Consider the following 3,368-nt stretch of genomic DNA (forward strand, 5'->3'; position numbering starts at 1 on the left):
TCCGGAGCGTATCGGGGGGATGCTCGCGGAGGTCGTGGGGCTCTTCGAGCGAGGTGAGCTGCGGCCGTTGCCCACACGGGTGTGGGATGTGCGCAGGGCTCCGGAGGCGTTCCGGTTCATGAGCCAGGCGCGTCATGTGGGCAAGCTGGTGCTGAGTGTTCCGGCCGTCTTGGATCCGGAGGGGACCGTACTGATCACGGGTGCCGGTGGTGTCCTGGGTGGGCTGGTCGCGCGGCATCTGGTGGCCGAGCACGGGATACGGCGGCTGTTGCTGGTCAGTCGCCGTGGCCGCGCGGCGGAGAGCATGGTGGCGCTCGAGGCGGAGCTGACGGCTCTGGGGGCCTCGGTCACCGTCGCCGCCTGCGATGTCGCCGACCGCGACGCACTGGCCGACATGCTGGCGGGACTCCCCGACGGACACGGCCTAACTGGCGTGGTCCACGCCGCGGGCATCCTGGACGACGGCACCGTGGCCTCCCTGACACCGGAGCGTCTCGACGCGGTGCTGCGGGCGAAGGTCGACGGGGCGTGGCATCTGCATGAGCTGACGCGCCGTTTCGATGTGGCCATGTTCGCCCTGTTCTCGTCGGCCGCCGGTGTGTTGGGGTCCGCGGGCCAGGCCAACTATGCCGCCGCCAACACGTTCCTGGACGGGCTGGCCCAGCGGCGCCGGGCGATGGGTCTGCCCGGAGTCTCGCTCGCCTGGGGAATGTGGGCCGAGCGGAGCGGGATGACCGGACACCTCGCCGAGGCCGACCTCTCGCGCATGACTCGCGGCGGACTGGTGCCGTTCTCCTCCGAGGAGGGGCTGCGGCTCTTCGACACCTCCGGGCGGCTGGCGGAGGGCGTGGTGGTGCCCGCGCGGCTCGACCTCGGCCACCTGGCGGCCACCGCCGATGCCACACCCGTACCCCCGCTGCTCACCGGACTCGTACGACGGTCTGTCCCGCAGCGGCGCGCGTCGGCTCAGGAAGGCCCTGGTTCGCAGGGGGCGTCGCTGGCGCGGCGGCTGTCCGGGCTCGGTCAGGGGGAGCGGCAGCGGATGCTGCTGCGTCTGGTCCAGGAGCATGCCGCCACGGTCCTCGGCCATGGGTCGGCATCGGCGGTGGACACTGATCGTGGCTTCCTTGAGCTGGGCTTTGACTCGCTCACCGCGGTCGAGCTGCGCAACCGGCTGAACGCGGCCACCGGCCTGCGGCTGCCCGCCACGCTCATCTTCGACTACCCGACTCCTGCCGCCCTGGCCGGACACTTGGGTGCGGAGATCGTCCCCGTGGCGGCGGACGAGTCGCCCGATGTGGCCGCCGAACTCGACCGGCTGGAAACCACGTTGCTCGGCACGGACACCTCAGCCGACGACGCCGTTCGCGCGCTCGTGGCCGACCAGGTGAAGGGCCCGCCGTCCCGCGATCACCTCCGGCGGGTGACGGCTGATCTGCACCAGGCGCGGCAGCGTCTGCGGGATGTGGAGTCGGCGGCCCGCGAGCCGATCGCGATCGTCGGGATGAGCTGCCGCTTCCCCGGCGGGGTGCGCTCCCCCGAGGAGTTCTGGCGGCTGCTGAGCGGGGGCGAGGACGCCATCACGGCGTTTCCCGATGACCGCGGCTGGGACGTCGGCGCGCTCTATGACGCGGACCCCGACCGGCCGGGCACCTCGTATGCGCGCGAGGGTGGGTTCCTCTACGACATCGGCGACTTCGACGCCGATTTCTTCGGGATCTCGCCGCGCGAGGCGCTGGCGATGGATCCGCAGCAGCGGCTGCTGCTGGAGACGTCGTGGGAGGCCATCGAACGGGCGGGCATCGATCCGGCCTCGCTCAGGGGCAGTCGGTCCGGGGTCTTTGTCGGGGCGGTGGCCCCTGATTACGGGCCGCGGGTGCACGAGGCCCCCGATGGTGTCGAGGGTCATCTGGTGACCGGCAGTGCCATCAGTGTCGTGTCCGGGCGGGTGGCCTACACGCTGGGTCTGGAGGGCCCGGCGGTCACGGTGGACACCGCGTGTTCCTCGTCGCTGGTCGCCCTGCACCTGGCGGTGCAGGCGCTGCGCCAGGGGGAGTGTTCCCTCGCGCTGGCCGGTGGTGTCACCGTCATGGCCACCCCTGGCACCTTCATCGGCTTCAGCCGGCAGCGCGGGCTCGCGCCCGACGGCCGGTGCAAGCCCTTCTCGGCGGCGGCGGATGGTTTCGGGCCCGCCGAGGGTGTGGGCATGCTGTTCCTGGAGCGGCTGTCCGACGCGCAGCGCAATGGGCACCGGGTGCTGGCGGTGGTCCGGGGTACGGCGACCAATCAGGACGGTGCGAGCAGTGCGCTGTCCGCTCCCAATGGGCCGTCGCAGCAGCGGGTGATCCGCCAGGCGCTGGCCAATGCCGGGCTCACGGCCGGGCAGGTCGATGCCGTGGAGGCGCACGGTACGGGTACGTCGCTGGGCGATCCGATCGAGGCGCAGGCGTTGCTGGCCACCTACGGTCGTGAGCGCGCCGCGGACCAGCCGTTGTTGCTGGGGTCGGTGAAGTCGAACATCGGTCATACGCAGGCGGCCGCCGGTGTGGCCGGTGTGATCAAGATGGTGCTGGCGATGCGCCACGGCGTGCTGCCCCGCACCTTGCACATCGACGAACCGTCGCCCCACGTGGACTGGACGGCGGGCACCGTTGAACTCCTGGCCGAGGCCGCCGCGTGGCCGGAGGGCGAGGAGCCGCGCCGGGCCGGTGTGTCCTCGTTCGGCATCAGCGGCACCAACGCCCACGCCATCATCGAGCAGGCACCGCCGCCGGCCGCCACCGACGCCGCTTCTGGTGCGGACGTGGCGGACGTGGCGGACGTAGTGGACGTGGCGATCGTGGCGGACGTAGTGGAAGAAGCGGCGGTGCCCCCGGCGGCGCTGCCGCTCGTCCCCTGGCCGCTGTCCAGCAAGTCCGAGGTGGCGCTGCGCGCCCAGGCCACGCGGCTGCTGGACCACCTGGAGCGGCACCCGGAGGGCACGGCCGAGGACATCGGACTGTCCCTCGCCACTGCGCGGACCGCCTTCGAGCACCGCGCGGTCGTGCTGGCCCCCGACCGCGCGGAGGCCGTACGGATCCTGGCCGATCGCGTCGCGGGCCGGGGCACCTCCGGGCTGATCGAAGGCGTGGCCAAGCGCAGCGCCGGAGTTGCCTTCGTCTTCCCCGGCCAGGGGTCGCAGTGGGCCGGTATGGCGGCCGGGCTGATGGACTCCTCGCCGGTGTTCGCCCGGCGGATCGGGGAGTGCGCGGCGGCCCTGGCGCCGTATGTGGACTGGTCGCTGGTGGACGTGCTCAACGATCCCGTGGCGCTGGAGCGGGTGGATGTCGTACAGCCCGCCCTGTTCGCGGTGATGGTGTCGCTGACGG

The 3,368-nt window shown here is 72.2% G+C and carries 1 protein-coding gene; it reads left to right on the top strand.

What is annotated here, in order from left to right; genetic code table 11:
* On the top strand, nt 1-3,368 hold a 3,368-nt coding region (locus NP777_RS46605; protein ID WP_391858717.1), incomplete at both ends, for an SDR family NAD(P)-dependent oxidoreductase.

It is taken from the genome of Streptomyces rugosispiralis (genome assembly GCF_024505145.1).
GTDB classification, from domain to species: domain Bacteria; phylum Actinomycetota; class Actinomycetes; order Streptomycetales; family Streptomycetaceae; genus Streptomyces; species Streptomyces rugosispiralis.